The organism is Streptomyces sp. WAC04114 (assembly GCF_019733245.1).
GTDB lineage: Bacteria > Actinomycetota > Actinomycetes > Streptomycetales > Streptomycetaceae > Streptomyces > Streptomyces massasporeus_A.
This window is the reverse complement of record NZ_JAIGQA010000061.1, coordinates 15,024-37,608: the sequence shown is the minus strand read 5'-3', so window position 1 is coordinate 37,608 and position 22,585 is coordinate 15,024. Positions and strand designations below refer to the sequence as shown.

Annotated in this window: 29 protein-coding genes; 6 read left to right on the top strand and 23 right to left on the bottom strand. The window is 68.5% G+C overall.

The features are described 5' to 3' along the window. The first annotated feature begins 32 nt into the window (after positions 1 to 32). A complete protein-coding gene (locus K4G64_RS18300; RefSeq protein WP_221757086.1) occupies positions 33 to 1,187 on the top strand; it encodes a hypothetical protein in 1,155 nt (384 codons plus the stop codon). A 135-nt stretch (positions 1,188 to 1,322) separates the two neighbouring features. Next, positions 1,323 to 1,595 (top strand): hypothetical protein, encoded by a 273-nt coding sequence (locus K4G64_RS18295; RefSeq protein WP_221757082.1) that lies wholly within the window; start codon positions 1,323 to 1,325, stop codon positions 1,593 to 1,595. Positions 1,596 to 1,615: 20 nt separating this feature from the next. On the opposite strand, the gene K4G64_RS18290 is transcribed toward K4G64_RS18295, so the two are convergent. Continuing rightward, on the bottom strand, positions 1,616 to 1,987 hold the full coding sequence (locus K4G64_RS18290) for a holo-ACP synthase (RefSeq protein WP_097219305.1): 372 nt from the start codon (positions 1,985 to 1,987) through the stop codon (positions 1,616 to 1,618). A gap of 156 nt (positions 1,988 to 2,143) precedes the next feature. Between K4G64_RS18290 and K4G64_RS18285 the strand changes: the two genes are divergently transcribed. Next, positions 2,144 to 2,503, top strand: coding sequence for a hypothetical protein (locus K4G64_RS18285; RefSeq protein WP_190902099.1), 360 nt, complete (start codon positions 2,144 to 2,146; stop codon positions 2,501 to 2,503). Between the two features lie 165 nt (positions 2,504 to 2,668). Here K4G64_RS18285 and glmS read toward each other — a convergent pair whose 3' ends face one another. From glmS to K4G64_RS18270, 3 genes are all read right to left on the bottom strand, one after another. Further along, positions 2,669 to 4,516, bottom strand: a complete 1,848-nt coding sequence (glmS, locus tag K4G64_RS18280; RefSeq protein WP_221757081.1) for a glutamine--fructose-6-phosphate transaminase (isomerizing) — start codon at positions 4,514 to 4,516, stop codon at positions 2,669 to 2,671. A gap of 87 nt (positions 4,517 to 4,603) precedes the next feature. Next, positions 4,604 to 5,419, bottom strand: a complete 816-nt coding sequence (locus K4G64_RS18275) for an ABC transporter permease (protein WP_221757080.1) — start codon at positions 5,417 to 5,419, stop codon at positions 4,604 to 4,606. After that, entirely contained in the window at positions 5,416 to 6,423 is a 1,008-nt protein-coding gene (locus K4G64_RS18270; protein ID WP_221757079.1) for an ATP-binding cassette domain-containing protein, read from the bottom strand. Before K4G64_RS18270 ends, K4G64_RS18275 begins: the two co-directional genes overlap by 4 nt. Before the next feature lie 191 nt (positions 6,424 to 6,614). Between K4G64_RS18270 and coaA the strand changes: the two genes are divergently transcribed. Together coaA and K4G64_RS18260 are read left to right on the top strand one after the other, a co-directional pair. Next, positions 6,615 to 7,583: a type I pantothenate kinase gene (coaA, locus tag K4G64_RS18265; protein ID WP_221757085.1), complete on the top strand. Its 969-nt coding sequence runs from the start codon at positions 6,615 to 6,617 to the stop codon at positions 7,581 to 7,583. Between the two features lie 32 nt (positions 7,584 to 7,615). After that, positions 7,616 to 8,551: a DUF389 domain-containing protein gene (locus K4G64_RS18260; protein ID WP_221757084.1), complete on the top strand. Its 936-nt coding sequence runs from the start codon at positions 7,616 to 7,618 to the stop codon at positions 8,549 to 8,551. Positions 8,552 to 8,632: 81 nt separating this feature from the next. Here K4G64_RS18260 and glmM read toward each other — a convergent pair whose 3' ends face one another. The 4 genes from glmM to K4G64_RS18240 all read right to left on the bottom strand — a co-directional run bounded on the left by glmM (position 8,633) and on the right by K4G64_RS18240 (position 11,685). Continuing rightward, positions 8,633 to 9,991, bottom strand: a complete 1,359-nt coding sequence (gene glmM / locus K4G64_RS18255; protein ID WP_221757078.1) for a phosphoglucosamine mutase — start codon at positions 9,989 to 9,991, stop codon at positions 8,633 to 8,635. 166 nt (positions 9,992 to 10,157) lie between these two features. Continuing rightward, positions 10,158 to 10,670, bottom strand: a complete 513-nt coding sequence (rpsI, locus tag K4G64_RS18250) for a 30S ribosomal protein S9 (RefSeq protein WP_030854572.1) — start codon at positions 10,668 to 10,670, stop codon at positions 10,158 to 10,160. Positions 10,671 to 10,712: 42 nt separating this feature from the next. Beyond that, the gene (gene rplM / locus K4G64_RS18245; RefSeq protein WP_010036634.1) at positions 10,713 to 11,156 is read right to left on the bottom strand and encodes a 50S ribosomal protein L13; all 444 of its coding nucleotides are present in this window, start codon (positions 11,154 to 11,156) and stop codon (positions 10,713 to 10,715) included. 217 nt (positions 11,157 to 11,373) lie between these two features. After that, on the bottom strand, positions 11,374 to 11,685 hold the full coding sequence (locus K4G64_RS18240) for a hypothetical protein (protein WP_221757077.1): 312 nt from the start codon (positions 11,683 to 11,685) through the stop codon (positions 11,374 to 11,376). Positions 11,686 to 11,759: 74 nt separating this feature from the next. Between K4G64_RS18240 and K4G64_RS18235 the strand changes: the two genes are divergently transcribed. Then, positions 11,760 to 12,629 carry a hypothetical protein gene (locus K4G64_RS18235; RefSeq protein WP_221757076.1) on the top strand — a complete coding sequence of 290 codons (870 nt, stop codon included), beginning with the start codon at positions 11,760 to 11,762 and terminating at the stop codon, positions 12,627 to 12,629. A 7-nt stretch (positions 12,630 to 12,636) separates the two neighbouring features. On the opposite strand, the gene truA is transcribed toward K4G64_RS18235, so the two are convergent. The 15 genes from truA to rplF all read right to left on the bottom strand — a co-directional run bounded on the left by truA (position 12,637) and on the right by rplF (position 22,564). Continuing rightward, positions 12,637 to 13,491, bottom strand: coding sequence for a tRNA pseudouridine(38-40) synthase TruA (truA, locus tag K4G64_RS18230; RefSeq protein WP_221757075.1), 855 nt, complete (start codon positions 13,489 to 13,491; stop codon positions 12,637 to 12,639). 140 nt (positions 13,492 to 13,631) lie between these two features. Then, entirely contained in the window at positions 13,632 to 14,117 is a 486-nt protein-coding gene (gene rplQ, locus K4G64_RS18225; protein ID WP_031105230.1) for a 50S ribosomal protein L17, read from the bottom strand. A 185-nt stretch (positions 14,118 to 14,302) separates the two neighbouring features. Next, entirely contained in the window at positions 14,303 to 15,325 is a 1,023-nt protein-coding gene (locus K4G64_RS18220; protein WP_003966937.1) for a DNA-directed RNA polymerase subunit alpha, read from the bottom strand. Positions 15,326 to 15,490: 165 nt separating this feature from the next. Continuing rightward, positions 15,491 to 15,895, bottom strand: coding sequence for a 30S ribosomal protein S11 (gene rpsK, locus K4G64_RS18215; RefSeq protein WP_003956432.1), 405 nt, complete (start codon positions 15,893 to 15,895; stop codon positions 15,491 to 15,493). A gap of 64 nt (positions 15,896 to 15,959) precedes the next feature. Next, the gene (gene rpsM / locus K4G64_RS18210; RefSeq protein ID WP_004984507.1) at positions 15,960 to 16,340 is read right to left on the bottom strand and encodes a 30S ribosomal protein S13; all 381 of its coding nucleotides are present in this window, start codon (positions 16,338 to 16,340) and stop codon (positions 15,960 to 15,962) included. Positions 16,341 to 16,534: 194 nt separating this feature from the next. After that, positions 16,535 to 16,648, bottom strand: a complete 114-nt coding sequence (gene rpmJ, locus K4G64_RS18205) for a 50S ribosomal protein L36 (protein ID WP_003974245.1) — start codon at positions 16,646 to 16,648, stop codon at positions 16,535 to 16,537. 66 nt (positions 16,649 to 16,714) lie between these two features. Next, positions 16,715 to 16,936, bottom strand: coding sequence for a translation initiation factor IF-1 (gene infA / locus K4G64_RS18200; protein WP_003948620.1), 222 nt, complete (start codon positions 16,934 to 16,936; stop codon positions 16,715 to 16,717). Between the two features lie 233 nt (positions 16,937 to 17,169). Beyond that, positions 17,170 to 18,006, bottom strand: a complete 837-nt coding sequence (gene map, locus K4G64_RS18195; RefSeq protein WP_221757074.1) for a type I methionyl aminopeptidase — start codon at positions 18,004 to 18,006, stop codon at positions 17,170 to 17,172. 130 nt (positions 18,007 to 18,136) lie between these two features. After that, positions 18,137 to 18,799, bottom strand: a complete 663-nt coding sequence (locus K4G64_RS18190) for an adenylate kinase (protein ID WP_221757073.1) — start codon at positions 18,797 to 18,799, stop codon at positions 18,137 to 18,139. Then, positions 18,799 to 20,112 carry a preprotein translocase subunit SecY gene (secY, locus tag K4G64_RS18185; protein ID WP_221757072.1) on the bottom strand — a complete coding sequence of 438 codons (1,314 nt, stop codon included), beginning with the start codon at positions 20,110 to 20,112 and terminating at the stop codon, positions 18,799 to 18,801. The genes K4G64_RS18190 and secY overlap by 1 nt, the downstream gene beginning before the upstream one ends. 235 nt (positions 20,113 to 20,347) lie before the next feature. Beyond that, on the bottom strand, positions 20,348 to 20,803 hold the full coding sequence (gene rplO, locus K4G64_RS18180; protein WP_023547373.1) for a 50S ribosomal protein L15: 456 nt from the start codon (positions 20,801 to 20,803) through the stop codon (positions 20,348 to 20,350). Positions 20,804 to 20,805: 2 nt separating this feature from the next. After that, on the bottom strand, positions 20,806 to 20,988 hold the full coding sequence (gene rpmD, locus K4G64_RS18175) for a 50S ribosomal protein L30 (RefSeq protein WP_005481207.1): 183 nt from the start codon (positions 20,986 to 20,988) through the stop codon (positions 20,806 to 20,808). Beyond that, positions 20,988 to 21,596: a 30S ribosomal protein S5 gene (gene rpsE, locus K4G64_RS18170; RefSeq protein WP_030671799.1), complete on the bottom strand. Its 609-nt coding sequence runs from the start codon at positions 21,594 to 21,596 to the stop codon at positions 20,988 to 20,990. The genes rpmD and rpsE overlap by 1 nt, the downstream gene beginning before the upstream one ends. A gap of 41 nt (positions 21,597 to 21,637) precedes the next feature. Further along, positions 21,638 to 22,021: a 50S ribosomal protein L18 gene (rplR, locus tag K4G64_RS18165; protein ID WP_007494754.1), complete on the bottom strand. Its 384-nt coding sequence runs from the start codon at positions 22,019 to 22,021 to the stop codon at positions 21,638 to 21,640. 3 nt (positions 22,022 to 22,024) lie between these two features. Then, positions 22,025 to 22,564 carry a 50S ribosomal protein L6 gene (gene rplF, locus K4G64_RS18160; RefSeq protein ID WP_030839651.1) on the bottom strand — a complete coding sequence of 180 codons (540 nt, stop codon included), beginning with the start codon at positions 22,562 to 22,564 and terminating at the stop codon, positions 22,025 to 22,027. Positions 22,565 to 22,585: the final 21 nt, after the last annotated feature.

Sequence of the window (22,585 nt, the reverse complement as noted above, 5' to 3'; positions counted from 1 at the left end):
ACTCCCCCTCGTTCGACGAAACCGAGGCCCCCATGGGACGTAGAGCCGCATTACTGGCCGCCGCCGGCGCCGCCGCCCTCCTCACCGCCGCCGGCACCCCGACCGCCCCCGCCGCGGCCGCCCCCACCCGCGCACTGGCCTGCGGAGACGGCTCGTACCAGGCCGAGGCCGTGCAGAGCGGCGGCACCTGGACCGCCCGGCGCGGCGGCAGCACGGCCTACACCGGCACCGACATGCGCGCGGCCGTCCAGGCCGCCGTCAACAGCCTCACCTCCGGGCGCACTTCGAAGGAACGGGTCGTGGTCCGCGGCTCGGGTTCGGTCTCGGCGGGCTCCCGCATCTCGCTGCCGAGTTACACCGTCCTCGACGTCTGCGGCACGATCGACGTCACCGGCAGCGGCTCGGGCGACCAGGCGCCGGTCTACTCGCGCGGCACCCGTGACGTGGAGGTCCAGAACCTCAAGCTCACCGGCACCCCGCTGTACGGCATCTTTCTGCGCAACGTCCAGAACGTGGTGCTCGGCCGGATCGACATGCGCCTGACCCGCGGTCTCGGCGTCCGCATCGACAACCGTGGCGACACCAGCCAGTGGACGCGCAACGTCCGCATCGACGACGTCTACGTCTCCGGCGCGTCCAGCCACGCGGTCGAGACCTACGGCGTCGACGGCATCACCATCGGCACGGTCACCGCCCGCAACGTGGGCGAGTCCGGCCTGCTGCTCAACCAGACCATCAACGCCGACGTCACCAAGGTGGACGCCGAGAACGCCGGCACGGGCACCGGTTACGCCGCCTTCCGGATGGCCAACCGCAACGGCCGGGTCGGCAGCGGCTACCCGACCAACATCCGTGTCGGCGAGGTCGTCGCGCGCGGCGGTGGACGCGGCGTGTTCTGCGTCTCGGAGAGCGGCGGGGCGGTCATCGAGAAGGTGACGCTCTCCGACACCGGCAACAACTCGGTCCTGATCGAGAACTGCTACAACGTCAGCCTCGCGGCGCGCAGCGGCACGATCACGGGCGGGGGCGAACTGCGCCTGGCGGCCCGCTCGGAGTTCCCCAACAACAAGGACATCACCATCCAGAACCTGACGGTCACCAACTCGGCCATCAGGGAGAGCCCGTGCGGCGAGAACACGACATTCCGCAACGTCACGCGGGTGAACAGCAGCCAGTCGATCTGCTGACGGCGCCACCGTGCTCCGAGACCCCCGCCACCACACCCGGCGGGGGTTTTTCGGGGGTCCCGCCCCACGGACGGCGCCCCGGGCGTACGATCGAGCCGTATTTTGAACTCGTTCAAAAAGGGGGATCGACGAGACATGACCAGCTCGACAGCGCCCGGCGACACAGACAGCCCGGCCACCGCCCTCGGCCCCACGGCCCTGATCCTCGGCGCCTTCTCGGCGGTGGGGACCTGGGCGTTCCTGATCCCGTGGACGGTGCTGGCCGGCGCCCTAGCGGTGACGTTCGGGGCGATGGGCCTGCACTACGCCCGCAAGGGCACGGGCCGGCTGTGGCCCGCGGCGGCCGGTACGACCCTGGGCGCGATCGGCCTCATCGGCACGATCACGCTGATCTGGTCCCTGGCCTAGCGCCTCACCGCCTCACCGCCTCACCCCTCCGCGATCACCACGGCGGAGGCCACCCCCGCGTCATGACTCAGGGACACGTGCCAGCTCCGCACGCCGAGTTCGGCGGCCCGCGCGGCCACCGTTCCGCTCACCCGCAGCCGGGGCTGCCCGCTGTCCTCGACACAGACCTCGGCGTCCGTCCACAGCAGCCCGGGCGGAGCGCCCAGCGCCTTGGCCAACGCCTCCTTGGCCGCGAACCGCGCGGCGAGGGAGGCGACGCCCCGCCGCTCCCCGCTGGGCAGCAGCAGCTCCCGCTCCACGAACAGCCGCGCGGCCAACGCGGGCGTGCGCTCCAGTGAAGCCGCGAACCGCTCGATCTCGGCAACGTCGATGCCGACCCCGATGATGCTCATGGGCAGCACCCTACGGTGACGGGCCCGATCCGGCGCGAACGGCTCCCGGGCACTGCCCCGCCGACCCCCGTGATCCTCAACTCTCCCTCCCCGCTATAGAGTTCGCGTTGACCGCGATGTGCAAACGGCATCGCACCAAACGGGAGGACACCATCCATGAAGTTCACGTCGCTGGGGACCGCGGCCAGTGCCATAGCTCTCCTCGCCACGGCCCTCACCGGCACCGTCGCCACCGCCGGCACCGCCGCCGCGGCGACCAAGCCCGACTGCAGCAGCGCGCTGACCAACGTGAAGCCCAAGGCGACCGTCAACCTCCGCAGCCAGCCCAAGACGAGCTCGACCGCGCTCGGCACCTGGGGCAAGGGCCAGAAGGGCGGCATCTGCTTCGGCGGCAGCAAGCCCGTCACCGGCGGCAGCTACACGGCCTGCGGCAAGACGAGCAACAAGTGGTACTTCGGCGGCCCCAACAGCACCAGCGTGGAGGGCTGGGTCCCCGCGACCTGCCTGCCCATCTGAGGTCCCCGCGACCTGACGGCCCGTCCGAGGTCCCCGCGACCTGACGGCCCGTCCGAGGTCCCCGCGACCTGACTGCCGTCCGAGCACCTGACGGCCCGACCGGCTGATCCGAGGGGCGAAGGGCATCCGGCCCTTCGCCCCTCGGCGTTCACTCCCGCTGCTCGCTCACTCCACCGTCACCGACTTGGCCAGGTTCCGGGGCTGATCCACCTCGTTCCCCCGGGCCGTCGCCAGCTCGCACGCGAACACCTGCAGCGGCACCGTCGCGACGAGCGGCTGCAGCAGAGTCGGCGTGGCGGGGATCCGGACCAGGTGATCCGCGTACGGCACGACGGCCTCGTCACCCTCCTCGGCGATCACGATCGTCCGCGCACCCCGCGCCCGGATCTCCTGGATGTTGGACACGATCTTGTCGTGCAGCACCGACCGCCCGCGCGGCGACGGCACCACCACGACCACCGGCAGGTCCTCCTCGATCAGGGCGATCGGCCCGTGCTTCAGCTCCCCGGCCGCGAACCCCTCCGCGTGCATGTAGGCGAGTTCCTTGAGCTTCAGCGCGCCTTCGAGCGCCACCGGATACCCCACGTGCCGGCCGAGGAACAGCACCGTCTTCTTCGAGGCCAGCGTGCGCGCCAGCTCCCGCACCGGCTCCATCGTGCCCAGCACCTGATCCACCGCACCGGCGATCGACGACAGGTCGCGGATCACCGCCCGGATCTCGTCGCCCCACTTCGTGCCGCGCACCTGGCCCAGGTACAGGGCGACCAGGTAGCACGCCACGAGCTGCGTCAGGAACGCCTTGGTCGAGGCGACGGCCACCTCCGGTCCGGCGTGCGTGTACAGCACCGCGTCCGACTCACGGGGAATCGTCGAACCGTTGGTGTTGCAGATCGCCAGCACCTTGGAGCCCTGCTCGCGGGCGTGCCGCAGCGCCATCAGCGTGTCCATGGTCTCGCCGGACTGGGAGATGGCGATGACCAGCGTCTGCGCGTCCAGGATCGGGTCCCGGTAGCGGAACTCGCTCGCCAGCTCCACCTCGCAGGGCAGCCGCGTGAAGTGCTCGATCGCGTACTTGGCGATCATCCCGGCGTGGAAGGCCGTACCGCAGGCGACGATGACGACCTTGTCGATCTCCCGCAGCACCCCCGGGGGGATCCGCACCTCGTCCAGCTTCAGCGAACCGGACCCGTCGATCCGGCCCAGGAGCGTGTCGGCGACCGCCTTGGGCTGCTCGGCGATCTCCTTGAGCATGAAGTAGTCGTAGCCGCCCTTCTCGGCGGCCGAGGCGTCCCAGTCGACGTGGTAGGACCGCACGTCGGCCGGGCGGCCGTCGAAGCCCGTCACCGTCACGCCGTCCCGGCGCAGCTCCACCACCTGGTCCTGGCCGAGCTCGATCGCCGAGCGTGTGTGGGCGATGAACGCGGCGACGTCCGAGGCGAGGAAGGCCTCGCCCTGACCGACTCCGACCACCAGCGGTGAGTTCCGCCGCGCGCCCACCACCACATCCGGCTCGTCGGCGTGCACCGCAACCAGGGTGAACGCGCCCTCCAGCCGCCGGCACACCAGCCGCATCGCCTCGGCGAGATCCGCGCAGGAGGAGAACTCCTCGGCGAGCAGATGGGCGACGACCTCGGTGTCCGTCTCGGAGGCCAGGTCGTGGCCGCGCTCCGCGAGTTCGGCGCGCAGCGGGGCGAAGTTCTCGATGATGCCGTTGTGCACCACCGCGACCCGGCCCGCGTTGTCGATGTGCGGGTGGGCGTTGGTGTCCGTCGGCCCGCCGTGCGTGGCCCACCGGGTGTGCCCGATGCCCGTCGCGCCGGCCGGCAGCGGCCTGCCGTCCAGCTCCTTCTCCAGGTTGAGCAGCTTCCCGGCCTTCTTCGCCGTCGCCAGCCCGCCGTCGGCCAGGACGGCGACGCCCGCCGAGTCGTACCCCCGGTACTCCAGCCGCTTCAGCCCGGCCATCACGACCTCGAGCGCGGACTGCGGCCCCACGTATCCCACGATTCCACACATGGGCGGCAGCTTAGGGTCGATTCCCGTGCCGAACAGGCCGTCGCGTGCCCGAATTCGGAAATTCCCACGGGGGTACGAAGGTCCGGATCAGACCTTCGCCCGATAGGCCCTCATGGCCAACGGGTAGAACACCAGCGCGATCCCCGCGGCCCACACCAGCGACCAGAGCACCGGTTCCGCCACCGGCCCGCCCAGCAGCAGCCCCCGGAACGCGTCCGACAGGTGTGTCACCGGATTGACGTCGCTCCACGCCTGGAGCCAGCCGGGCATCGTGTCGACGACGACGAACGCGCTGCTGGTGAAGGTGATCGGGAAGATGATCGTGAACGCGAACGCCTGGACCTTCTCGGCGTCGCCGGCCAGCATCCCGATCAGCACCGCGCCCCAGGAGACGGCCGCGGCGAACACCACCACCAGCAGGGTGCCGAGCAGGAAGCCGCCGAATCCGCCGGTGATGCGGAAGCCGAGCGCAAGGCCGAGGCCGATCATCAGCAGCAGCGCCCACACGTGCTTCGCGAGATCCGCCGTGATCCGGCCGATGAGCGGAGCGGAGCGGGCGATGGGCAGACTGCGCAGCCGGTCGAAGACCCCCTTGGTGAGGTCGGTGTTGAGCGCCATCGCCGTGTACATCGTCATGAACAGGGTGTTCTGCACGATGATCCCGGGCAGCGCGTACTTCAAGTACGCCTCGGGCGAGCCGGCCATCTGCCCACCCAGCACGAAGGTGAACAGGAACACGAACATGATCGGCGTGATGCTGTAGTCGACCAGTTCGAGCGGGTTGTGCTTGACGGCGACCAGGCTCCGCCAGGCCATCGTGAAGGTCTGCCGCAGCGCGGCGAGGGGAGGCACCCGGCCCGAGGCGGTGACCGGTGCGGTGAGGGTCGTGGCGGTGGCGGTCATGACCGGCTCACCGCCTTCTCCAGCTCCTCGTCCTCCCGGACGGCCGCACCGCCGTTCTCCTCGGCCTCGCCCGGCTCGGCGCGGTGGCCGGTCAGGGAGAGGAACACCTCGTCGAGCGAGGAGCGGCGCAGGGCCAGCTCCCCGACCGCGATGCCCTCCCGGTCCAGCGCGCGCACCACGGCCGGCATCAGCTCGGGGTCCTTCACCGGGGCGGTGACCGTCTCGCCCTCGATCCGGGCCTGCGGCCCGGCGGCCCCGGCCACCAGTGCGTGCGCCCGCGCGAGGTCCTGCCCGGCGAGCGGCCTGAGCTCCAGCACCTGGCCGCCGACCTGCGCCTTCAACCGGTCCGGCGTGCCCTCGGCGATCACCCGGCCCTTGTCGATCACCACGATGTCGTCGGCGAGGACATCGGCCTCGTTCAGATACTGCGTGGTCAGCAGGGCGGTCGCACCGTCCGCGACCAGGCCGCGCAGCAGGTCCCACAGCTCACCACGACTGTGTGGATCGAGACCCGTGGTCGGCTCGTCGAGGAAGAGGATGCTGGGCCGGCCGACGAGACTGGCGGCGAGGTCCAGGCGTCTGCGCATGCCGCCCGAGAAGGTCTTCGCGGCCCGCCCGGCCGCGTGGGTCAGCTGGAACCGCTCCAGCAGCTCACCGGCCCGCGCCTTCGCCTCCCGCCTCGGCAGACCCAGCAGCCGGCCGATGAGCAGCAGATTCTCGGTGCCGGTCAGGTTCTCGTCGACCGCCGCGTACTGCCCGGTCAGCCCGACGAGGGAGCGGACGACCCCGGCCTCCCGGACCACGTCGTGGCCGGCCACCCGGGCTCGGCCCCCGTCCGGGCGCAGCAGTGTCGCGAAGATCCGTACCGCGGTCGTCTTTCCGGCGCCGTTGGGCCCCAGCAGCCCGAGCACCGTGCCCTTGCGGGCCGCCAGGTCGACGCCGGCCAGCGCCTCGGTCTCCTTGAACCGCTTGACCAGGCCTTCCGCCTCAATCGCGTACGTCATGGGTACCCCCAGGCGTTCGTGGACCCCGGACCGAGCCCACCTCTCCCACAACTGTGACGCACAGCACTGACATTCCTCCTGCACCACCTTTGATCAGGAGGAAGTCAGGCAAACACCTCGCGTGACGGATCCCACCTCACCATCTGTTCGTACGCCCGTAACAATGGACTGTGATCTCTCCGGTCTCCTCGATGCCCCGGAGCGCCCACCGGCCCCGCCCGGAGGCGACTCCCTACGTCGACCTCACCCGAGCCGAGTGGAGCGCGCTGCGCGACAAGACGCCGCTGCCGCTCACGGCCGAGGAGGTCGAGAAGCTGCGCGGTCTCGGCGACGTGATCGACCTCGACGAGGTGCGGGACATCTACCTCCCGCTGTCCCGCCTGCTCAACCTCTACATCGGCGCGACCGACGGCCTCAGAGGGGCGCTGAACACGTTCCTGGGCGAGCAGGGCTCCCAGTCGGGCACCCCGTTCGTCATAGGGGTGGCCGGTTCGGTCGCGGTGGGCAAGTCGACGGTCGCCCGCCTCCTCCAGGCCCTGCTCTCGCGCTGGCCCGAGCACCCGCGCGTCGAGCTGGTCACCACCGACGGCTTCCTGCTCCCCACCAAGGAGCTCCAGGCCCGCGGCCTGATGTCCCGCAAGGGCTTCCCGGAGTCCTACGACCGCCGCGCCCTGACCCGCTTCGTCGCCGACATCAAGGCCGGCAAGGACGAGGTCACCGCGCCCGTCTACTCCCACCTGATCTACGACATCGTCCCCGACAAGAGGCTGACGGTCCGCCGCCCGGACATCCTGATCGTCGAGGGCCTGAACGTCCTCCAGCCGGCCCTGCCCGGCAAGGACGGCCGCACCCGGGTGGGTCTCGCCGACTACTTCGACTTCAGCGTCTACGTCGACGCCCGCGTCGAGGACGTCGAGACCTGGTACCTCAACCGCTTCCGCAAGCTGCGCGCGACCGCCTTCCAGAACCCCTCCTCGTACTTCCGCAAGTACACCCAGGTCTCGGAGGAGGAGGCCCTCGACTACGCCCGGACGATGTGGCGCACGATCAACCGGCCCAACCTGGTCGAGAACATCGCCCCGACCCGCGGCCGCGCCACCCTCGTCCTGCGCAAGGGCCCGGACCACAAGGTGCAGCGGCTCAGCCTGCGCAAGCTGTGACTCCGAGCCGAAAGGCGGGTTAGATGAGCGCCATGCTCCATCTGCGCCTGATCACACCGTCCGACCGGACCGGCGAGGTGGTCCGGCTGATCGAGAAGACGGTCGGCAGCACCCACCTCGTCGTGCTCCCGGGCGCCGCCCGGGACCCCGCCGGGGACGTGGTGATGTGCGACGTGGCGCGGGAGGCGGGCGACGAACTGCTCGCCGGGCTACGGGAGCTGGGCATCGACACCGCCGGTTCCATCGCCGTCGAGTCCATCGACCTGTCCCTGTCGAAGCGGGCGGACAAGGCCGAGGCGGACGCGCCCGGCGAGGCTTCCGACGCGGTCCTGTGGGAGCACCTGTCCGACGCGACGCACGAGGAATCCACCCTCTCGGTCACGTACCTGGCCTTCATCACGCTCGCCACCATGATCGCGGCCTGCGGCGTGGTCCTGGACAACTCGATTCTGATCGTCGGAGCCATGGCGGTGGGCCCGGAGTTCGGCCCACTCGCGGGAATCAGCACCGCGGTGGTCCGCCGCCAGCCGCGCCTCGCCGCGCGCTCGCTCATCGCCCTGCTGGTGGGCTTCGCGGCGGCGATGGCGGTGACGGTCGCCTTCAGTCTCTTCATGGACGCCGTCGGCCTCTTCACCGAGGCCCAGCTGGAAGCCGACCGCCCCAACACCGGCTTCATCTACGCCCCCGACCGGCTGTCCTTCGTCGTGGCGGTCCTGGCCGGCATCGCCGGCACTCTCTCCCTGACCTCGGCCAAGTCGGGCGCCCTGGTGGGCGTGGCCATCTCCGTGACCACGATCCCGGCAGCGGCGAACGCGGCCGTGGCCCTGAGCTACGGCGACACGAAGCAGACCTGGGGATCCACGGAGCAGCTCCTGCTGAACTTGCTGGGCATCATCGTGGCGGGCACGGCAACTCTGCTGATCCAGAAGTGGTTCTGGACGAAACAACGCCAGAAGGTCGACGCCTGAGGGGCGCGGGGAACTGCGCGACAAGCCACGACGAACCCGTAGCCCGCCTACGGCAGAACCCCCCACCCCCGGCCCGCTCAACTACCCGAGCGCCGACTTCACCGCATCAGCCAACCGCCCCGCAACAGACCGAGCCTGCTCGATATCAGCCGCCTCGACCATCACCCGGACCAACGGCTCCGTCCCAGAGGGACGCAGCAGCACCCGCCCGGTCTCCCCGAGCTCCCGCTCCGCGTCCACGACCGCCGACGCCAGCTCCGAGGACGTCCCCACCCGGGACCTGTCGACGTCCGGCACATTGATCAACACCTGCGGCAGCCGCTCCATGACCCCGGCGAGATCCGCGAGCGTACGCCCGGTCTGCGCCACCCGCGCCGCCAGCAGCAGCCCGGTCAGCGTCCCGTCCCCGGTCGTCGCGTGGTCGAGGATGATGACGTGCCCGGACTGCTCGCCCCCGAGGGCGAACCCGTGCTCCTTCATCTCCTCCAGCACGTACCGGTCACCCACGGCGGTCTGCACCAGCCGGATGCCCTCGCGCTCCATGGCGAGCTTGAACCCGAGGTTGGACATCACCGTGGCCACGACCGTGTCGGACCGCAGCACGGACCGCTCCCGCATCGCCAGCGCGAGCACGGCGAGGATCTGGTCCCCGTCCACCTCCGCGCCGGTGTGGTCGACGGCGAGGCACCGGTCGGCGTCACCGTCGTGCGCGATGCCGAGATCGGCGCCGTGCTCGACGACGGCGGCCTTGATCTTGTCCAGGTGCGTCGAACCGCACCCGTCGTTGATGTTGAGCCCGTCCGGCTCGGCCCCGATCGTGACGACCTCGGCACCGGCCTGCTGGAACGCCTCCGGCGATACCCGGGCGGCGGCGCCGTGCGCCTCGTCGAGGACGACCTTGAGCCCGTCGAGCCGGTTGGGCAGGACGCCCAGCAGATGCGCGACGTACCGGTCGGAGCCCTCTTCGTAGTCGCGTACGCGGCCCACCCCGGACCCGGTCGGCCGGTCCCACGGCGCGCCGGTGCGGTGCTCCTCGTAGACGGACTCGATCCGGTCCTCCAGCTCGTCGGCGAGCTTGTGCCCACCGCGGGCGAAGAACTTGATGCCGTTGTCGGGCATGGCGTTGTGGCTCGCGGAGAGCATCACACCGAGGTCGGCGCCGAGTTCCCCGGTCAGGTACGCCACGGCGGGCGTCGGCAGCACGCCGACCCGCAGGACGTCCACGCCGGCGCTGGCGAGGCCCGCCACCACGGCGGCTTCCAGAAACTCCCCGGACGCACGGGGGTCACGCCCGACCACGGCTTTCGGCCGATGTCCCTCGAACGTGCCCGCCTCGGCCAGTACGTGCGCCGCGGCCACGGAGAGGCCCAGGGCCATCTCCGCCGTCAGATCCGCGTTGGCGACACCGCGCACGCCGTCCGTGCCGAAGAGTCGTCCCACAGTGGTGTCCTCCGAATTGCTGAAGAGAATGCGGCTCACATCCCCGAGTACACCCCCTGAGACTGTCCGGGGGCGGTAGGGGTTGTGTAAACGAAACCGCCCCGGCAGCACAACCGTGCCGCCGGGGCGATCGTTGCGAAGCCAGTCGCCAGGACGGGCGTCGCGTTTAGCGCTTGCTGTACTGCGGAGCCTTGCGGGCCTTCTTCAGACCGGCCTTCTTGCGCTCGACCGCACGGTCGTCGCGCTTGAGGAAGCCGGCCTTCTTCAGCGGGCCGCGGTTGTTGTCGACGTCCGCCTCGTTCAGCGCACGGGCGACACCGAGACGGAGCGCACCGGCCTGACCGGAGACACCGCCACCGGAGATGCGGGCGACGACGTCGTAGCGGTCGTCGAGCTCGAGCACCTTGAAGGGCTCGTTGACTTCCTGCTGGTGCACCTTGTTCGGGAAGTAGTCCTCGAGGGTGCGACCGTTGATCTTCCACTTGCCGGTGCCCGGGACGATCCGGACGCGGGCGATGGCGTTCTTACGACGGCCCAGGCCGGCGGCCGGCTGGGGCTCACCGAAGCGGGAGGCCATGGACTCCGAGGTGTACTCACCCTCGACGGGGACCTCGGACTCGGTGGTGTAGCTGTCGATGTCAAGCTCTTCGAGCGGCTGCTCGGCAGTGGTCTCGGCCACGATTCTCCTCAGAATTCTGTTCAGTCTTGGGGGTGGCCGGACTTACTGCGCGACCTGGGTGATCTCGTACGGCTGCGGCTGCTGCGCGCCGTGCGGGTGCTGGTCACCCTTGTAGACCTTCAGCTTCGAGAGCATCTGACGGCCCAGCGTGTTCTTGGGGAGCATGCCCTTGACGGCCTTCTCGATGGCCTTCTCGGGGTTCTTGTCGAGGAGCTCGTCGTAACGGACGGAGCGCAGACCACCCGGGTAGCCGGAGTGGCGGTACGCCATCTTCTGGGTCCGCTTGTTGCCGGACAGGTGCACCTTGTCCGCGTTGATGATGATGACGAAGTCACCAGCGTCGACGTGGGGGGCGTAGATCGGCTTGTGCTTGCCCCGGAGGAGCGTCGCGGCAGTGGTGGCGAGACGACCCAGGACAACGTCCTGGGCGTCGATGACGTGCCACTGGCGCGTCACATCGCCGGGCTTGGGGCTGTACGTACGCACGGTTCGTAGCCTTCGCTTCGAGTGAATGGTCCATAACTGGTCACCGAAACGATCACGACAGCCTGGACCGCACTGCGGCGACGCATACCGCGTACGTGGGGTCGCTGGTCATCGGCCCGGTGGACCGGTGTAAGGGCCCGTCCCGTGAGAATGAGCAAGCCAATACACAACGAACAAGCAGAATACCGGGGTACACCACAAGGGTCAAAACGCGGTATCACCGCAGCCGCCCGGTCACCGAGGCGTACAGGACGGCACAGAGCGTGACGACCCTGCGCAGCGTGCGGCGCCGCATCGGCCGCACGAACGGGAACACCGTCGACAGTCCCACCTCGACGGCGACCGCAGCGCACCGGCGCAGCCAGGGCCCACCTCCGCGCGGCCGACGCCACGCCCCCAGCGCCGCCACCACGACGGACGGCCACACCCCGGCCGTGAGGACCGGCCACGACAGCAGGCACCCCAGCAACAGCACAGCCGGCAGCAGTCGCCCCAACCACCCGGAGATGTCGCCTTTGCCCGTGCGCATGGGAGGAACGCTAGGGGCTTCAGGGCCGTTCCGGGCGGACCAGCACACCCCTTGTCCCGTCTAAGATGCGGCCCATGAGCTATGGGCAGCAGGGGGGACCTCAGTCCCAGTGGGATCCCTGGAAACCGCAGTCGCAGCAGCCCTGGAGCAGCGGGGGCGGCCAGTCGCCGGACTGGGCGGCGCTCGCCGAAGCCTCCGAGGCCCGCAACAAGCGCCGCCGGGTGCTGCTGATCGGCGGTGGCGCGCTGGCCACGGTCGCGATCGGCACCGCCGTCGCTGTGGCCGTCGTCTCGGCGGGCGGCGACAACAAGGGCAACCCGGCCTCCCTGCCGTCGGCCGACATCCCGAGCCAGACCGCCTCGGCCCCCTCGTTCGCCCCGACCAGCGCCCCTCCCCCGCTGGACCCGAAGGACTTCATCGCCAGCGCGAAGAAGGACAAGGCCCCGCTCAGCCCGGACACCCTCTTCCCGGGCACCCAGCTCACCATGGGTGAGACGGTCTACAAGAAGGGCCCCACGGCGGACACGAGGAACTGCGCCTCGGCGGCCGGCGGCACCCTCCCCAAGATCCTCACCGGGAACGACTGCACCCGCCTGATACGCGTGACCTACATCAAGGACCAGATGGCGGTGACGGTCGGCGTGGCCGTCTTCGACACCGAGGCCCAGGCCGCCAAGGCCAAGGGCCAGAGCACCAAGAAGAGCTTCATCAAGTCGCTCTCCGGCGGCGGTGTGAAGCCGTTCTGCGAGTCGGGCTTCTGCCGCACGACCAGCAACTCCTACGGCCGCTACGCCTACTTCACCAACGCCGGCTTCACCAACGGCAAGGACGTGACGCCCAAGGACACCGCGGTCTACAAGACCGGGGACGACCTGGGCCAGTTCACGTTCAACCAGATCCGCCGCCGTGGTGAGGCCCAGGCCTCGGCCGCGGCCGACGAGTGACCGGACGTCAGCAGCAACCGGCCGACGGCAACGACCGCTTGTTCCGCGCCTCCTTGCTGCGCGCGGCGAGCAGTTCGTCGGCCGGGTAGCCGACCTCCTCCAGCGTCAGCCCGTGCGGCCGTACGACATGCACGGCCGAGTCCCGCACGCCGGCCGCCAGCACCTTCCCGGGCCAGTCGGCGGGCCGGTGCCCGTCCCCGACGAACAGCAGCGCCCCGATGAGCGAGCGCACCATGTTGTGGCAGAAGGCGTCGGCCCGCACGGTGGCGGTGATGATCCCGTCGTCGCCCCGCACCAGGCTGAGCTCCTGGAGCGTGCGGATGGTGGTCGCCCCCTCCCGCTTCTTGCAGTAGGCGGCGAAGTCGTGCTCGCCCAGCAGCCCCCGGGCAGCCTCGTTCATGACGTCGACGTCGAGGGGCCAGTCGTGCCACAGCACATGACTGCGCAACAGCGGGTCCACGCCCCCGGGGTTGTCGGTCACCCGGTACGCGTAGCGCCTCCAGACCGCCGAGAAGCGGGCGTTGAAGCCGCTGGGAGCCTCCCTGAGGGCCCAGACGCGTACGTCCCGGGGCAACCGGCCGGCGAGCCGCTTGAGCAGCTTCTGGTGGTGCTCGGCCCACACCTCACGCGGCAGATCCACGTGCGCGACCTGCCCCCGCGCGTGCACACCGGCATCGGTACGCCCCGCGACGGTCAGCTCGTACGTCTCCCGCGAGCGCGTCACGGTCCGCAGGGCGTCCTCGATCTCCCCCTGCACGGTCCGCCGCCCCCCGGCCTGCTTGGCCCACCCGGAGAACTCGCTCCCGTCGTACGACAGATCGAGCCGGACCCGGACGTGCCCGGCCTCTACTTCGTCACTCACGTACAGATCCTCTCAGAACACAAAAGCGGGCCCGTTCCCATGAAGGAACGGGCCCGCAACGCCCTTGCAGGGGCGCGGGGAACTGCGCGACAAGCCACCACGAACCCGCAGCCGCAAACGCACAGCCCCCGGCAGAACGCTTACGCGTCCTTGGACTCCTCGGCGTCCTCGGCCTTGGTCGTGTCGACCTGGGCCTCGGCAGCCTCGTTGTCCTTCGCGGCGCGCTTGGTCGCGGCCTCGGCCTCGCCCGTCGCCTCCTGCGCCACCGTCAGCGCCTCGACCAGCTCGATGACAGCCATGGGCGCGTTGTCGCCACGGCGGTTACCGATCTTGGTGATGCGGGTGTAGCCACCCGGACGGTTCTCGTAGCGCGGGCCGATCTCGGTGAAGAGCGTGTGCACGATGCTCTTGTCCGTGATGACCTGGAGCACCTGACGGCGGTTGTGAAGGTCGCCCTTCTTCGCCTTGGTGACCAGACGCTCGGCGTACGGACGCAGCTTGCGCGCCTTCGCCTCGGTGGTGGTGATGCGGCCGTGCTCGAAGAGCGCCTTCGCGAGGTTCGCGAGGAGCAGCTTCTCGTGCGCGGCGCTGCCGCCCATACGGGCACCCTTGGTGGGCTTCGGCATGGTACTTCTCCTAGGTGTCTGCCCCGGCCGTATCAGGTACCGGGGTCAGTATCTGAGCAGACGGTCGTCTGTCAGAGATCCGGACGGCAATCCCCGAAGGGGTTGTCGTCCGGAAGGGGCGCGGGGAACTGCGCGATCAAGCACAGCGCACCCGCACCCGAGTACGGACCGTAAGGCCCGAGCTCTTAGTACTGCTCCGTCTCCACGAACCCGGCGTCCGCGTCGTCGTCCGCGCCAAAGGCATCCGCCGCAGCGGTCGGGTCGAACCCGGGAGGCGAGTCCTTGAGCGCGAGGCCCATACCCGCCAGCTTCGCCTTGACCTCGTCGATCGACTTCGCACCGAAGTTGCGGATGTCGAGCAGGTCGGCCTCGGAGCGCGCCACGAGCTCACCCACGGAGTGGATGCCCTCACGCTTGAGGCAGTTGTAGGAGCGGACCGTGAGCTCCAGCTCCTCGATCGGCAGCGCCAGATCGGCGGCCAGGGCGGCGTCCGTGGGGGACGGGCCCATGTCGATGCCCTCGGCGTCGATGTTCAGCTCGCGGGCGAGACCGAACAGCTCGACCAGGGTCTTGCCGGCGGACGCCATGGCGTCGCGCGGGCGCATGGCCTGCTTGGTCTCGACGTCGACGATCAGCTTGTCGAAGTCGGTCCGCTGCTCGACACGCGTGGCCTCGACCTTGTAGGTGACCTTGAGAACCGGCGAGTAGATCGAGTCGACCGGGATGCGCCCGATCTCCTGACCGACCTGCTTGTTCTGCACGGCGGAGACGTAACCGCGGCCACGCTCGACCGTGAGCTCCATCTCCAGCTTGCCCTTGCCGTTGAGCGTGGCGAGGACGAGGTCGGGGTTGTGCACCTCGACACCGGCCGGGGGCGCGATGTCGGCGGCGGTGACCAGACCCGGGCCCTGCTTGCGCAGGTACATCACGACCGGCTCGTCGTGCTCCGAGGAGACGACCAGCTGCTTGATGTTGAGGATCAGGTCGGTGACGTCCTCCTTGACGCCCGGCACGGTGGTGAACTCGTGCAGCACGCCGTCGATGCGGATGGACGTGACCGCCGCACCCGGGATCGAGGACAGGAGGGTCCGGCGCAGGGAGTTGCCGAGGGTGTAACCGAAGCCCGGCTCCAGCGGCTCGATCACGAACCGGGAGCGGAATTCGTCGACGACCTCTTCGGTCAACGAGGGACGCTGAGCGATCAGCATGTGGTGAGTCCTTCAGTCAGGGGCACCCACTATTTGATGCCCTTGCCATCGGGCGGCAGCCCGATCTGTGTTGCAGTTACAAGGGTACGGGCGATATGGCCCCGAAGAGCCATATCGCCCGAAAACCCTCAGACCGACAAGCGGCCGTGCACCCGCCCCGAAGGGTCAGACGCGGCGGCGCTTCGGCGGACGGCAGCCGTTGTGCGGGGTCGGCGTGACGTCCTGGATCGAACCGACCTCGAGGCCCGTGGCCTGGAGGGAGCGGATCGCGGTCTCACGGCCGGAGCCGGGACCCTTGACGAACACGTCCACCTTGCGCATGCCGTGCTCCTGCGCGCGGCGGGCGGCCGACTCGGCGGCCATCTGCGCGGCGAAGGGGGTCGACTTGCGCGAGCCCTTGAAGCCGACGTGGCCGGCGGAGGCCCAGGAGATCACGTTGCCCGAGGGATCCGTGATCGAGACGATCGTGTTGTTGAACGTGCTCTTGATGTGCGCGTGGCCGTGAGCGACGTTCTTCTTTTCCTTGCGGCGCACCTTCTTGGCAGCGCCCTGACGACCCTTGGGGGGCATCTATAACTCCTACGGGAGGTGGTCGGTCCTACAGCGAAGACCGTGGACAGGCGTCCGCTGTGGACTACTTCTTGCCCGGCTTCTTCTTGCCGGCGATGGCGCGACGCGGACCCTTGCGGGTACGAGCGTTGGTGCTGGTGCGCTGACCGCGGACGGGCAGACCACGACGGTGACGCAGACCCTGGTAGGTACCGATCTCGACCTTGCGGCGGATGTCGGCCTGGATCTCGCGACGGAGGTCACCCTCGGTCTTGATGTTGTTGTCGACGTACTCGCGGATCGCGACCAGCTGCTCCTCGGAGAGGTCCCGAACACGGGTGTTCGGGTCCACGCCGGTGGCGGCCAGCGTCTGCTGGGAGAGGGTCCGGCCGATGCCGAACACGTAGGTGAGGGCGATCTCCACGCGCTTTTCGCGCGGGATGTCAACACCGGAAACGCGTGCCATTCAATGGCTCCAGTTACTTGTCGGAGGTCTTCCGCAGAACCGGATCCCAGCCGCCGTACCAGGTACGAACTGGGTCCCCAGCCTCCGAACCGGGGGTGTCAGACGGAACGGGGTCCGCCTGGGTCCTGCGTATGAACATGTTCTGCTTGCGTCGCGCGAATCTCTGCGATGGATGCAGAGGGATCGGTCGTGCGTCAGCCCTGGCGCTGCTTGTGGCGCGGGTTGTCGCAGATGACCATGACCCGGCCGTGACGGCGGATCACCCTGCACTTGTCGCAGATCTTCTTGACGCTCGGCTTGACCTTCATGGGTTGAGGTTCTCCGGGTCAGTGCCGGCAGCCCCATCGCACACGGCGCCGGGGCACAGGCAAGATCTACTTGTAGCGGTAGACGATCCGGCCACGGGTCAGGTCGTACGGAGACAGCTCCACCACGACCCGGTCGTCAGGGAGGATGCGGATGTAGTGCATGCGCATCTTGCCGCTGATGTGTGCCAGGACCTGGTGGCCGTTCTGGAGCTCGACCTTGAACATGGCGTTCGGAAGAGACTCGACGACAGTGCCCTCGATCTCGATGGCACCTTGCTTCTTGGCCACGCTTCGCCCTTCGAATCGACTACCTTGATCGACTCTGTGCGAGCGCATGCAGACATGCGGGTACACAAGAGCCGACGAGTCAGTCTACGTCAGGCCCCTCGGAAACACGAATCGAGAGAGTCTGCCCCAGCGGGCAGATCTTTAAGCGCCCCTTCAGGGGCGCGGGGAACTGCGCGAAGAACCCTCACGGCCCGCAGTCGCCGACGATCCGAGCCGTCCAGTCGGGAAGGCACTCAGCCCAGCGGATCCGGCGCAGCCACGATCCCCAGCTCGGCGAGCTTCGCCTTCCCCCCGTCGGGAGCCGTCAGCACGAGCGGCCCCTCCTCCGTCAGGGCAACGGAGTGCTCCCAGTGCGACGACCACGTACCGTCCGTCGTGATGACGGTCCAGTCGTCCTGGAGCACCTCCGTCTTCGGCGTCCCCAGGGACACCATCGGCTCGATCGCGAGGCAGAACCCGGGCACCAGCTTCGGCCCCTTGCCGCGCCGCCGGTCGACGTAGTTCAGCAGGTGCGGGTCCATGTGCATCTCGGTGCCGATGCCGTGGCCGCCGTAGTCCTCGATGATCCCGTACTTGCCGCCGCCGGGCTTGGGCTGGCGGCGGATGTACGTCTCGATGGCCCGGGAGACGTCGACCAGGCGGTTGCCCTGCTTCATCGCGGCGATGCCGGCCCACATCGACTCCTCGGTCACCCGGGAGAGCTCGATGAGCTCCGGAGCGTGACCGGAGCCCACGAAGGCCGTGAACGCGGCGTCGCCGTGCCAGCCGTCGATGATCGCGCCGGCGTCGATGGAGATGATGTCCCCGTCCTTGAGGACCACCTCGTCGGACGGGATGCCGTGGACCACGACCTCGTTCACCGACGTACAGATCGTCGCGGGGAAGCCGCCGTAGCCGAGGAAGTTCGGCTTGGCGTTGTGTTCGGCGAGCACCTTGCGGGCGACCTGGTCCAGATCCCTCGTCGTCGCCCCGGGCACCGCGGCCTCACGGGTCGCCGCGTGCATGGCCGCGACGACCAGCCCCGCCTCACGCATCTTGGCGATCTGCTCGGGGCTCTTGATCTGCACCATGGGATCTACGGCCTTTCTGGACCTTCGGGGGAGACGAACGCCTTCAACGATACGGGGCCGCGCACCGACCCCGCCCACACAGCAGCCGCGGCCCCCGAGGGGAACCGCGGCCGTAGCTGTGCACGGACGACTACTTGTCGTCCTCGCCACGCTTCAGCGCCTCCATGGCGCGCGCCGTGACGTCCTCCACCTTGCCGAGCGCGGAGATCGTGACCACCAGGCCCTGGGCCTTGTAGTAGTCGATGATCGGCTCGGTCTGGGTGTGGTACACCTCCAGCCGCGTGCGGACCGTCTCCTCGGAGTCGTCGTCCCGCTGGTACAGCTCGCCGCCGCAGACGTCGCAGACGCCGTCCTTGGCCGGCTGCTTGTACGTCACGTGGAAGACGTGCGAGGAGTCGTTGCGGCAGATGCGGCGGCCGGCGATGCGCTTGACCACCTCGTCCTCGGGGACCTCGAGGTCCAGCACCGCGTCGAGCTGCATGCTCTCGGTCTCGAGCAGCTCGTCGAGGGCCTCGGCCTGCGAGACATTGCGGGGGAAGCCGTCCAGCAGAAAACCGTTCTCGGCGTCCGGCTGCTCCATGCGGTCCTTCGCCATCGCGATGGTGACCTCGTCGGGCACGAGATTGCCCGCGTCCATGTAGGACTTCGCCAGTTTGCCGAGTTCCGTCTGCCGGCTGATGTTGGCCCGGAACAGGTCGCCCGTGGAGATGTGCGGGATCGACAGGTTCTTGGCCAGGAACGCGGCCTGCGTTCCCTTGCCGGCACCCGGCGGCCCGACGAGGACGATACGCATCAGCGGAGGAACCCTTCGTAATTGCGCTGCTGGAGCTGGCTCTCGATCTGCTTCACGGTCTCGAGACCGACACCCACGATGATCAGGATGCTGGTCCCGCCGAACGGGAAGTTCTGGTTTGCCCCGAAACCAGCCAACGCCATCGTCGGCACGAGAGCGATCAGCCCCAAGTACAGCGAACCCGGCCAGGTGATCCGGTTGAGTACGTAGCTCAGGTACTCAGCGGTCGGTCGGCCAGCCCGGATGCCCGGGATGAAGCCACCATACTTCTTCATGTTGTCGGCGACTTCTTCGGGGTTGAAGGAGATCGCCACATAGAAGAACGCGAAGAAAACGATCAGCAGGAAGTACGTGATGATGTAGTACGGGTGGTCGCCCTTGACGAAGTGTTGCTCGATCCAGGTCTTCCAGCCCGAGGTGCCTCCGGCGAACTGAGCGATCAGCGCCGGGATGTAGAGCAGCGACGAGGCGAAGATGACGGGGATCACACCCGCCTGGTTCACCTTGAGCGGGATGTAGGTGGACGTACCGCCGTAGGAACGACGGCCGATCATGCGCTTGGCGTACTGCACCGGGATCCGGCGCTGGGCCTGCTCGACGAAGACCACCAGGCCGACCATGGCGAAGCCGACCAGGATGACCGTGCCGAACTCGATCCAGCCGCCGGCCAGGGAGCCCTCCTGCTTGATGGCCCACAGGGCGGACGGGAAGGTGGCGGCGATCGAGATGAACATCAGGATCGACATGCCGTTGCCGATGCCGCGGTCGGTGATGAGCTCACCGAGCCACATCACGGCCGCCGTACCGGCGGTCATGGTGATGACCATGGTGATGGTGACGAAGATCGACTGGTCGGGGACGATCTGGCTGGCCACCGGGCAGTTCTGGAACAGAGCGCCGCTGCGGGCGGTGGCTACGAGGCCGGTGCCCTGGAGAATCGCCAGGGCGATCGTCAGGTAACGGGTGTACTGCGTGATCTTCGCCGTACCGGCCTGGCCCTCCTTCTTCAGGGCTTCCAGGCGCGGGATCACCACGGTCAGCAGCTGCAGAATGATGCTCGCCGTGATGTACGGCATGATGCCCAGCGCGAAGATCGTGATCTGCAACAGCGCGCCGCCGCTGAACATGTTGACCAGGCCGAAGAGACCCTGGTTGGCCTCGGCCTGGTCGATACAGGTCTGGACGTTCCGGTAGTCGACGCCTGGGATCGGGATGTGCGTACCGACCCGGTAGACCACGATGATGCCGAGCGTGAAGAGCAGCTTCTTGCGCAGGTCGGGCGTCTTGAACGCCCGGGCGAACGCGGTGAGCACGGTGCCTCCTGCGACCCCCGCGCAACTGCGTCAAGGGTGACGGTCTTGAGGTTCGACGAATAGGTAACGGTCAACTGCCGCTCAGAGTGCCCGAAGTGAAGCACCCTGTGAAAAGAGGGCAGTGCAAGCCACCTTACCGGCGAGACTGCCGCCCTAGGAACGACCAACCGGGGATACCCCATTTGTGGGGTATCCCCGGTCGGGATCGCTCAGGTCATCGAGACGCCTGTGGTGTTCAGACGAGCTCGGTGACAGTACCGCCGGCGGCGGTGATCTTCTCCTTGGCGGAGCCGGAGACGGCGTCGACCGTCACCTGCAGCGCCACGGAGATCTCGCCCTGGCCGAGGACCTTGACGAGGCTGTTCTTGCGAACGGCCCCCTTGGCCACCAGACCCTCGACGGTGACCTCGCCACCCTCGGGGTAGAGCGCGGCCAGCTTGTCGAGGTTCACGACCTGGAACTCGGTCTTGAACGGGTTCTTGAAGCCCTTCAGCTTCGGGAGACGCATGTGGAGGGGCATCTGGCCACCCTCGAAGCGCTCCGGAACCTGGTAACGGGCCTTCGTGCCCTTGGTACCACGACCGGCCGTCTTACCCTTCGACGCCTCACCACGACCGACACGGGTCTTGGCGGTCTTGGCGCCCGGGGCGGGACGGAGGTTGTGGATCTTGAGCGGGTTCTGCTCCGCCATGATCAGTCGACCTCCTCGACCGTCACGAGGTGGCGGACGGTGTGCACCATGCCGCGGAACTCGGGGCGGTCCTCCTTGACGACCTGCGTGTTGATGCCCTTGAGACCAAGGGAACGCAGGGTGTCACGGTGGTTCTGCTTGCTGCCGATGTACGACTTCGTCTGCGTGATCTTGAGCTGAGCCATTACGCAGCACCAGCCCCGGCACGCGCACGCAGCAGAGCCGCGGGAGCGACGTCCTCGAGGGGCAGACCACGGCGAGCCGCGATCTCCTCGGGACGCTGCAGGCCCTTCAGGGCCTCCACGGTCGCGTGCACGATGTTGATCGCGTTCGACGAGCCGAGGGACTTCGACAGCACGTCGTGGATACCGGCGCACTCCAGGACGGCACGCACGGGACCACCGGCGATAACACCGGTACCCGGCGAAGCCGGCTTGAGGAGAACGACGCCGGCAGCCTTCTCACCCGTGATCGGGTGCGGGATGGTGCCCTGGATGCGGGGGACCTTGAAGAAGTGCTTCTTGGCCTCCTCAACACCCTTGGCGATGGCGGCCGGCACCTCCTTGGCCTTGCCGTATCCGACACCCACGGTGCCGTCACCGTCGCCCACCACGACCAGCGCGGTGAAGCTGAAGCGACGACCACCCTTCACAACCTTGGCGACGCGGTTGATCGCGACAACGCGCTCAACGTACGCGGTCTTCTCGGCGGCAGCAGCGCCGCCGTCACGGCCCTTCCGGTCCCGCCGCTCGCCGCCACCGGCACCGCCACCGCGGCGCTGGGGTCCAGCCATTGGAATTACCTCTCTCTGTTTCCGCTAGCTACGGAACCGACTCAGAACTTGAGTCCGGCCTCGCGGGCGGCGTCCGCCAGGGCGGCGATGCGCCCCGCGTACTGGTTACCACCACGGTCGAACACGACGGCCTCGACACCGGCGGCCTTGGCGCGCTCGGCGACCAGGGCGCCGACCTGCTTGGCCTGCGCGGACTTGTCGCCCTCGCCACCGCGGATCGAGGTGTCCAGGGTGGACGCCGACGCCAGGGTGTGACCCTTGATGTCGTCGATCACCTGGGCCACGATGTGGCGGTTCGAGCGGGTAACGACCAGACGCGGACGCTCCGCCGTTCCGTTGATGTGCTTACGGATCCGGATGTGGCGGCGCTTGATCGCGGCGCGCTTGTAGGCGTCGCCCTTAAGGATCTTCTGTCCGTATGCCATGGCTTACTTACCCGCCTTTCCGACCTTGCGGCGGATGACTTCGCCCTCGTACTTGACGCCCTTGGCCTTGTACGGGTCGGGCTTGCGCAGCTTGCGGATGTTGGCCGCAACCTCGCCGACCTTCTGCTTGTCGATGCCCTCGACCGAGAAACGGGTCGGGGACTCCACCTTGAAGGTGATGCCCTCGGGGGCCTCGACCAGGATCGGGTGGCTGTAGCCCAGGGAGAACTCCAGGTTGGAGCCCTTGGCCACGACACGGTAACCGACACCGCTGATTTCGAGCTTCTTGACGTATCCCGTGGTCACACCGGTGATCATGTTCGCCACCAGCGTGCGGGACAGGCCGTGCAGGGCCTTGCTCTGCCGCTCGTCGTTCGGCCGCAGCACCTGAAGGGTGCCGTCCTCGGCCTTAGCGATGTCGATCGGCGCGATGACGGTGTGGGTCAGTTCGCCCTTGGGGCCCTTGACCGCGACCGTACGGCCGTCGATGGTGACGTCCACGCCGGCGGGAACCGGGATGGGGAGCTTGCCGATACGCGACATTGCTGTCTCTCCTCCGTTCCC

Excerpts from the sequence above, each read along its gene's own strand:
- K4G64_RS18300 (WP_221757086.1), top strand. The coding sequence starts at position 33 with ATGGGACGTAGAGCCGCATTACTGGCCGCCGCCGGCGCCGCCGCCCTC.
- K4G64_RS18295 (WP_221757082.1), top strand. The coding sequence starts at position 1,323 with ATGACCAGCTCGACAGCGCCCGGCGACACAGACAGCCCGGCCACCGCC.
- K4G64_RS18290 (WP_097219305.1), bottom strand. The coding sequence starts at position 1,987 with ATGAGCATCATCGGGGTCGGCATCGACGTTGCCGAGATCGAGCGGTTC.
- K4G64_RS18285 (WP_190902099.1), top strand. The coding sequence starts at position 2,144 with ATGAAGTTCACGTCGCTGGGGACCGCGGCCAGTGCCATAGCTCTCCTC.
- glmS (WP_221757081.1), bottom strand. The coding sequence starts at position 4,516 with ATGTGTGGAATCGTGGGATACGTGGGGCCGCAGTCCGCGCTCGAGGTC.
- K4G64_RS18275 (WP_221757080.1), bottom strand. The coding sequence starts at position 5,419 with ATGACCGCCACCGCCACGACCCTCACCGCACCGGTCACCGCCTCGGGC.
- K4G64_RS18270 (WP_221757079.1), bottom strand. The coding sequence starts at position 6,423 with ATGACGTACGCGATTGAGGCGGAAGGCCTGGTCAAGCGGTTCAAGGAG.
- coaA (WP_221757085.1), top strand. The coding sequence starts at position 6,615 with ATGCCCCGGAGCGCCCACCGGCCCCGCCCGGAGGCGACTCCCTACGTC.
- K4G64_RS18260 (WP_221757084.1), top strand. The coding sequence starts at position 7,616 with ATGCTCCATCTGCGCCTGATCACACCGTCCGACCGGACCGGCGAGGTG.
- K4G64_RS18240 (WP_221757077.1), bottom strand. The coding sequence starts at position 11,685 with ATGCGCACGGGCAAAGGCGACATCTCCGGGTGGTTGGGGCGACTGCTG.
- K4G64_RS18235 (WP_221757076.1), top strand. The coding sequence starts at position 11,760 with ATGAGCTATGGGCAGCAGGGGGGACCTCAGTCCCAGTGGGATCCCTGG.
- rplQ (WP_031105230.1), bottom strand. The coding sequence starts at position 14,117 with ATGCCGAAGCCCACCAAGGGTGCCCGTATGGGCGGCAGCGCCGCGCAC.
- K4G64_RS18220 (WP_003966937.1), bottom strand. The coding sequence starts at position 15,325 with ATGCTGATCGCTCAGCGTCCCTCGTTGACCGAAGAGGTCGTCGACGAA.
- rpsK (WP_003956432.1), bottom strand. The coding sequence starts at position 15,895 with ATGCCCCCCAAGGGTCGTCAGGGCGCTGCCAAGAAGGTGCGCCGCAAG.
- rpsM (WP_004984507.1), bottom strand. The coding sequence starts at position 16,340 with ATGGCACGCGTTTCCGGTGTTGACATCCCGCGCGAAAAGCGCGTGGAG.
- rpmJ (WP_003974245.1), bottom strand. The coding sequence starts at position 16,648 with ATGAAGGTCAAGCCGAGCGTCAAGAAGATCTGCGACAAGTGCAGGGTG.
- map (WP_221757074.1), bottom strand. The coding sequence starts at position 18,006 with ATGGTGCAGATCAAGAGCCCCGAGCAGATCGCCAAGATGCGTGAGGCG.
- K4G64_RS18190 (WP_221757073.1), bottom strand. The coding sequence starts at position 18,799 with ATGCGTATCGTCCTCGTCGGGCCGCCGGGTGCCGGCAAGGGAACGCAG.
- rplO (WP_023547373.1), bottom strand. The coding sequence starts at position 20,803 with ATGGCGGAGCAGAACCCGCTCAAGATCCACAACCTCCGTCCCGCCCCG.
- rpmD (WP_005481207.1), bottom strand. The coding sequence starts at position 20,988 with ATGGCTCAGCTCAAGATCACGCAGACGAAGTCGTACATCGGCAGCAAG.
- rpsE (WP_030671799.1), bottom strand. The coding sequence starts at position 21,596 with ATGGCTGGACCCCAGCGCCGCGGTGGCGGTGCCGGTGGCGGCGAGCGG.
- rplR (WP_007494754.1), bottom strand. The coding sequence starts at position 22,021 with ATGGCATACGGACAGAAGATCCTTAAGGGCGACGCCTACAAGCGCGCC.
- rplF (WP_030839651.1), bottom strand. The coding sequence starts at position 22,564 with ATGTCGCGTATCGGCAAGCTCCCCATCCCGGTTCCCGCCGGCGTGGAC.